Origin of the sequence: Amycolatopsis keratiniphila subsp. keratiniphila (genome assembly GCF_001620365.2) — a bacterium.
In the GTDB taxonomy this organism is placed as follows: Bacteria; Actinomycetota; Actinomycetes; order Mycobacteriales; family Pseudonocardiaceae; genus Amycolatopsis; species Amycolatopsis keratiniphila.
Map to the genome: position 1 here is coordinate 300,314 of NZ_LQMT02000013.1, position 7,044 is coordinate 307,357.

7 protein-coding genes are annotated in these 7,044 nt (G+C 67.4%); 6 read left to right on the forward strand and 1 reads right to left on the reverse strand.

Features of this window, described 5'->3' with window-relative positions; translation table 11 throughout:
* From AVR91_RS15190 to AVR91_RS15205, 4 genes are all read left to right on the forward strand, one after another.
* Positions 1-798: hypothetical protein (locus tag AVR91_RS15190; protein WP_076857345.1), on the forward strand; the 798-nt coding region annotated here is incomplete at its 5' end.
* Positions 799-1,056: 258 nt separating this feature from the next.
* The gene (locus tag AVR91_RS15195) at positions 1,057-1,404 is read left to right on the forward strand and encodes a hypothetical protein (RefSeq protein ID WP_063273346.1); all 348 of its coding nucleotides are present in this window, start codon (positions 1,057-1,059) and stop codon (positions 1,402-1,404) included.
* Between the two features lie 33 nt (positions 1,405-1,437).
* On the forward strand, positions 1,438-1,716 hold the full coding sequence (locus tag AVR91_RS15200; RefSeq protein WP_063273345.1) for a type II toxin-antitoxin system Phd/YefM family antitoxin: 279 nt from the start codon (positions 1,438-1,440) through the stop codon (positions 1,714-1,716).
* Positions 1,709-2,113: a type II toxin-antitoxin system VapC family toxin gene (locus AVR91_RS15205; RefSeq protein WP_228709210.1), complete on the forward strand. Its 405-nt coding sequence runs from the start codon at positions 1,709-1,711 to the stop codon at positions 2,111-2,113. The genes AVR91_RS15200 and AVR91_RS15205 overlap by 8 nt, the downstream gene beginning before the upstream one ends.
* A gap of 238 nt (positions 2,114-2,351) precedes the next feature.
* Here AVR91_RS15205 and AVR91_RS15210 read toward each other — a convergent pair whose 3' ends face one another.
* Complete coding sequence (locus AVR91_RS15210; protein WP_063273343.1) at positions 2,352-3,029, reverse strand: MBL fold metallo-hydrolase; 678 nt, start codon at positions 3,027-3,029, stop codon at positions 2,352-2,354.
* A 107-nt stretch (positions 3,030-3,136) separates the two neighbouring features.
* On the opposite strand from AVR91_RS15210, the gene AVR91_RS15215 reads away from it, so the two are divergent.
* The gene (locus AVR91_RS15215) at positions 3,137-4,360 is read left to right on the forward strand and encodes an acyltransferase family protein (RefSeq protein WP_063273342.1); all 1,224 of its coding nucleotides are present in this window, start codon (positions 3,137-3,139) and stop codon (positions 4,358-4,360) included.
* A gap of 77 nt (positions 4,361-4,437) precedes the next feature.
* Positions 4,438-7,044: excinuclease ABC subunit UvrA (gene uvrA / locus AVR91_RS15220; RefSeq protein ID WP_228709211.1), on the forward strand; the 2,607-nt coding region annotated here is incomplete at its 3' end.

The window sequence follows — 7,044 nt, forward strand, 5'->3', positions numbered from 1 at the left end:
CCGCCGCCGACCACGACGACGCCGATGCACAAGGCATGGAAGCGGGCGGTGAGCGACAAGCTGGCTCCTTGCCTGGCAAGGGATCTCGCGATACTCGCGGTCGACGGCGAGGCCTGGCGCCCTTATGTGGAGATCGCTCGGGCCACCTCGCCGGAGCCGCGGGCATCCGGTGGCCGGGCACCCTCGGGTGGGGCGCAGCCGGTGTTCCTGGAGCGTCTGCTGGTGGCCGTGGAAATGCGGCGCAGGACAGCCCATCGGAGGCTGACGGTGAGAAACGTGGTCGCCCGCGAGGACGGAGTGGGTGGCTATATGGCGCGGGCTCTGACGGGGTGGACCGGCGATCTGGCGTCCATTCCCGTCAAAGCGATCTTCGGTTGCCATGTCGAGACTTCGCCGGGCGTCCAGCCGGGGGACCCGATGATCGTGGATCTTCGTTTTCCGAAACCGCTGCGCAAAGGGGAGCGGCACGAGTTCATCTCGCTCGCGTGTGAAGACGATCCGGACGAGGAACGGTATTGGATCAATGTCGACGTCGACCATCACGGGATCGCGCCGGGTGTCGTCGATGGCGAGGGCAAGGTGACCGGAGGCCTGAGCATCAGCATCACGTTCGACGACTGTGTTCCGGAGGCCTGCTGGTGGTATGCGGAGCAGACCGACTACGAGCGTCTGGTCCGGCCGCCCGCCGGTGATCGGCGTCTGCTCGAAATTCGGCGAGGCGTCGTCGAGCACACGTTTCTGGGACCCTGTCACCCGCGGGAGGAGTATGGCATCGCTTTTCGCTGGCCCCAGTCCTGATCGAAGCGGGCCGCATACGCGATCGATGTGGCCCGCTCCGGCCGCTGGTGGCTAATTGCCGGTGTTGCCGCCGCCGCTGCCCTTGCCGTCGTCGCCATGGATCGTCATCGAAACCTCCCTTGGTGCTTTGAGTACGCGGCGCAACCTATCGGCACTGAGGGTGACAGTTGGTGACGGGGTGTGCTCGGTGTGGAGATCCACTCCCACTAGGGTGGCGGTGGCTTTTCCCTGGAGCGCCTACGGTTCGGGGAGTCGGACATGTCTGATGAAGAGGATCTGGAGCCTCTGCTCAAGTACGCACGGGAAGGCTGCGTCGGCCTTTCGGTCGTGGTCGTCGTGGCGGAGATGAAGGCAGGCCGGGGTGCGACGTTCGTCGAAATGACCGCCGCGCTGCTGGCGGTGGTCGGCATGCTGATCGACCGGGGTGCGGTGCCCGGCGATCTGGTCGACGGAGAACCCCGCTTCGTGGCCTGGCAGGGTTCGAAGAGCGAGATCCTCGGGCGACTGGCCTGCGAGATCAAAACCTTGGGAGAGATACCGGCGACCGGGGAGGTCTGCTGGATCCACGATCCTGCCGCGACCGAGGCTGACAGAGGTCGCGTGTAGCTCGATGCGCTACATGTGGCTACACTGGCTGTCATGAAGGTGATCACTCAGCGCGAGTTTCGCAACAACTCCGCTGCCGTCATGGATGCCGTTGAGGCCGGCGAGGTCTACCACGTCACTCGTAACGGGATCGAAGTAGCTGAGCTGCGGCCGATATCTCGTAGGCGGCGTCTGACCGCCGAGGAGCTCGTCCAAAAGCATCGAGGGTTGCCCACGGTCGCGGCGGCCCAAATGCGGCAAGAGGCTGACGAGTTCTTCGGCACCGAAGATCGTGTCGATTCCGGCGACGTGTGGGAGCGCGGTCGTGGCTGAGCGGCACGAGACAGGTGTGCTCGACACCTGTACCTACATCGACCTTGGCCTGCTCGAGCCCTCGGCTTTGCCTCGCATGCCGGAACTCACGGCGATCACCATGGCTGAGCTCCATCAAGGAGTGGCGATGGCGAAGGATCCCGCGGTCCGCGCTGCGCGCACTGAGAAGCTCGGTGCCGCGATCGTCGACTTCGCCCCCTTGCCGTTCGATGGCGACGCGGCCGCCCGTTATGGAACGTTGGTCGCGCTGGTTCTCGCGGCGAACCGGGATCCGAAGCCCCGGCGGATGGACCTGATGATCGCCGCCATCGCGTCTTCGCGAGAGCTGCCGCTGTATACCCGGAAGGAAGGCGACTTCAAGGGGCTGGGCGGCATGGTCGAGGTCGTTGCCATCTGAACTGCTCAGGTCCGCGATGGCAGTGGGAAACCTGGCATTGGATCGTCCGCGGGCGAGCTGATGGGATTACTTCCAGTCAGATTCTCGTCGGAAGTCAGCGGGGTGGTGTTGCGGGCATTTGCAGAGATCGTTTCACGAGCACTTGTTCAGGTGCGGACAGCTGTCAACCCGTTGGGAGATACAGAACAGGGCCGCCGGTTCTCCGACGACCCTGTTCGTTCAGTGCGACTCTCGGCGGTCACCAGCCGCGTTCGCGCCACTCCGCCAACTGCCCCCGCTGTTCACCCAGCGTCGAGTCGTCGCCGTGCCCCGGGTAGAACCAGGTCTCGTCCGGCAGCTCGCCGAAGATCCGCGTCTCGACATCGTCCAGCAGCGCCGTGAAATCCGAAGGCGATCCGGTCTTCCCGACGCCGCCGGGGAACAGCGAGTCGCCGGTGAACAGGTGCGGGTGTCCGTTCGGGTCCCGGTACAGCAGCGCGATGGAGCCGGGGGTGTGGCCGCGCAGGTGGATCACTTCGAGGGTGATCTGCCCGACCTTGAGCGTGTCGCCGTGTTCTACGAGGAAGTCCGGCGGGATCGGCAGCGGCTCGGCGTCCAGCGGGTGGGCGGCGGTGTTCGCGCCGTTCGCGCCGGCGACGGCGCCGAGGGCCTGCCAGTGGTCCTGGTGCTGGTGTGTGGTCACGACGGTCCTCAGCGCGGGCCTGTCGGGGCCGTGGCCGATGAGGTCGGAGATCCGTTCCGGGTCGTTCGCGGCGTCGATCAGCAGCGCCTCGTTCTCGGCGCGGCAGACGAGCAGGTACGCGTTGTTGTCCATCGGGCCGACCGACAGCTTCGTGATGGTGAGCGCGTCCAGGGTGCGGCGGGCGGCGTCGCCGCCGGGGTCGACATGCCCGGTGTAGGTCTCGACGATGTTCACGCCGCACACGGTAGTCGTCCGCCTGCAATCGGTTCCACCCGCACAGGCGGCGCACAGGTGCACGACGTAGGCTCGCGTCGCCCCGCCAGCCGAACCACAGGACGCTCGTGCCCGACGCCTCGCCGCGCACCCCGCGCAAGATCAGCTGGGACGTCCTTCGCGTGGTCGCCGTCTTCGCGGTCATGCTCGGGCACGTCACCCATCAGGGGGCGCTTCTGCATCCGGAACTGGTGGGGTACCCCTTTCGGGTAACCGCCCAGTTCGGTGCCGCCATCCTTTTGGTGATCTCCGCCTTCTTCGTGTGCGCGAGCCTGCGCAAGGGGCGGCCGGGACGGTGGCTGTGGAACCGGGTCGCGCGGCTGGTGCCCGCGTACCTGGTGGCGGTGATCGTCACCTACGTCGTCGCCCGGTACGCGACGATCCGGTTCAGCGGCCTGCCGTTCCCGCCGGGCCTCTCCGGGTTCCTGTTCGGCGTCCCGCAGGGCCCGCCGACGGACCCGTCACCCTGGTACGTCCCCACCGGCGCCGATCTGCTCGGCAACCTGGGCATGGTCCAGGAATGGGGCTGGCGGTACGAACTCTTCTACTATCTCGACGGCGCCTACTGGACGCTGCCGGTCCAGCTCATCGCGTTCACCGCCGCGGCCCTGCTGTGGCCACGCCGGTGGCGCACCCACCGGCTCACGGTCGCGCTGCTCTGGGCGCTGATCCTGGTCCCGCTCTTCCTCCGGTTCGTCGTATTCGACCCGGTTTCCACGCCGAAGCTCGTGGAGACCTTCTACTACGGCCTCGGCCTGCACCGCGTGCACGTGTTCGCCATCGGCATCGCGATCTGGCTGTGGGCGAAACGGCGGCTGGCGCACTGGCATCTCGCGCTGTTCGTGCTCGCCGCCTGCGCCGCGCAGGACCTGCAGGTCTTCCCGTTCCACCAGGCCCTGCCGAACGACCCCGAGCGATGGCCCTCGGCCATCGGGTTCGCGATCATGCTGCTGCTGGTGTGCCTGGCCGCGCGCGGGCCGGACTGGCGGTTGCCCGGTCTCGCCAGGGTCGCCCCGGCTGTCACCTGGCTCGCGGGCATCTCGTATGGTCTTTATCTGGTGCACCAGGAACTCGGTTACATCCTGGCCCGTGCCCTGCTGAACGTCGGCGTCCCCGGCTGGCTGCGGCTCCCCATCGTGCTGGCCGCCGCCGTCCTCGGGGGCTGGGCGATCACCGCTGGCGTGGAACGGCCGGTCCACCGGTGGCTCACCGCTCGCCGGGATCGACGCGATAAGCCTGGAAAACCGCAGGTCAAGGACTCGGAACCAGTTTCTGTCGGTGGTGCCTCGTAGCATGGAAGCGGCCGCCCGTGCAGCTATCGACCGGGCCGGCGACCGCAGCTGAGAATGAAACCTGAAGGGACCCTGGCGTGGCTGATCGCCTCGTTGTTCGCGGCGCCCGCGAGCACAACCTCCGCGGTGTGGATCTCGACCTGCCCCGCGACAGCCTGATCGTGTTCACCGGTCTGTCCGGGTCCGGGAAGTCGAGCCTCGCCTTCGACACCATCTTCGCCGAAGGGCAGCGCCGCTACGTCGAGTCGCTGTCGGCGTACGCGCGCCAGTTCCTCGGCCAGATGGACAAGCCGGACGTCGACTTCATCGAGGGCCTGTCGCCCGCGGTGTCGATCGACCAGAAGTCCACCTCGCGCAACCCTCGTTCGACCGTCGGCACCATCACCGAGGTCTACGACTACCTGCGCCTGCTCTACGCCCGCGCCGGCAAGGCGCACTGCCCGCAGTGCGGCGAGGCGATCAGCAAGCAGACCCCGCAGCAGATCGTCGACCAGGTGCTCGCGATGGAAGAGGGCACCCGCTTCCAGGTGCTCGCACCGGTCGTGCGCGGGCGCAAGGGGGAGTACCTCGACCTCTTCGAGAACCTGCAGCAGCAGGGTTACGCGCGCGTCGTGGTGGACGGGACGATCCACCCGCTCACCGACCCGCCGAAGCTGAAGAAGCAGGAAAAGCACCAGATCGCCGTCATCATCGACAGGCTTTCGGTGAAGACGAGCTCGCGGCAGCGCCTCACCGACTCGGTCGAGACGGCGCTCCGGCTGGCCGACGGCCTGATCGAGCTGGAATTCGTCGACCTGCCGGAGAACGATCCACATCGCGTGCGCGGTTTCTCCGAGAACCTGGCCTGCCCGAACGGCCACCCGCTGGCGATCGAGGACCTCGAGCCGCGGTCGTTCTCCTTCAACGCCCCGTACGGTGCCTGCCCCGACTGCACCGGTATCGGCGTCCGCAAGGAGGTCGACCCGGAGCTCGTGGTCCCGGACGACGAGATGTCCCTCGGCGAAGGGGCCATCGCGCCGTGGGCAGGCGGCCAGAGCGCGGACTACTTCATCCGCCTGCTCGAATCGCTGTCGGAGACCATCGGCTTCCGGATGGACACGCCGTGGCGCAAGCTGCCGGCGAAGGTGCAGAAGGCCGTCCTGCACGGCGTCGACGAGCAGGTCCACGTCCGCTACAAGAACCGCTACGGCCGTCAGCGGTCGTACTACGCGAGCTTCGAGGGTGTCATCCCGTTCCTCGAGCGGCGCCAGGAGCAGACCGAGTCCGAGTACATGCGCGAGCGGTACGAGGGCTACATGCGCGAGGTGCCGTGCCCGGCCTGTCAGGGCACGCGGCTCAAGCCGGAGATCCTCGCCGTCACCCTGGAGCACAAGACGCAGGGCGACCGGTCGATCGCCGAGGTCTGCGCCCTTTCGATCGCCGAGGCGTCGCAGTTCCTGGACGAGCTGGAGCTCGGCAAGCGCGAGCAGGTGATCGCGGGCGCGGTGCTCAAGGAGATCCAGGCGCGGCTGCGCTTCCTCCTCGACGTCGGCCTCAACTACCTCTCGCTCGACCGCGCCTCCGGGACGCTGTCGGGCGGCGAGGCGCAGCGCATCCGGCTCGCCACGCAGATCGGTTCCGGTCTGGTCGGCGTGCTGTACGTGCTGGACGAGCCGTCGATCGGGCTGCACCAGCGAGACAACCACCGCTTGATCGAGACGCTGGTCCGCCTGCGAGACCTGGGCAACACTCTGATCGTCGTCGAGCACGACGAGGACACCATCCGCTCCAGCGACTGGGTGGTCGACATCGGCCCGGGCGCAGGCGAGCACGGTGGCCACATCGTCCACAGTGGACCGTACAAGAAGATCCTGCGGAACAAGGAATCGATCACCGGCGCGTACCTCTCGGGCCGCACCAAGATCGAGGTCCCGGCCATCCGGCGCCCGATCGACAAGAAGCGGCAGCTGACCGTCGTCGGCGCGCGCGAGCACAACCTGCGCGGGCTCGACGTGTCGTTCCCGCTCGGCTGCCTCGTGTCGGTCACCGGTGTCTCGGGTTCCGGGAAGTCCACGCTGGTCAACGACATCCTCGCGACCGTGCTGGCGAACAAGCTCAACGGAGCGCGTCAGGTCCCTGGCCGGCACACCCGCGTGAACGGGCTGGCCAACGTGGACAAGCTGGTCCGCGTCGACCAGTCGCCGATCGGCCGCACCCCGCGGTCCAACCCGGCGACGTACACCGGCGTCTGGGACCACGTGCGCAAGCTGTTCGCCGCGACCACCGAGGCGAAGGTGCGCGGTTACCAGCAGGGCCGGTTCTCGTTCAACGTCAAGGGCGGCCGGTGCGAGGCCTGCGCCGGTGACGGCACGATCAAGATCGAGATGAACTTCCTGCCGGACGTCTACGTCCCGTGCGAGGTCTGCAAGGGCGACCGGTACAACCGCGAGACCCTCGAGGTGCACTACAAGGGCAAGACCGTCTCCGACGTGCTGAACATGCCGATCGAGGAGGCGGCCGAGTTCTTCGAGCCGATCAAGGCGATCCACCGGCACCTGGCCACCCTCGTCGACGTCGGCCTCGGCTACGTCCGGCTCGGGCAGCCCGCGCCGACGTTGTCCGGTGGTGAGGCGCAGCGCGTCAAGCTCGCCAGCGAGCTGCAGAAGCGGTCCACCGGCAAGACGGTCTACATCCTCGACGAGCCG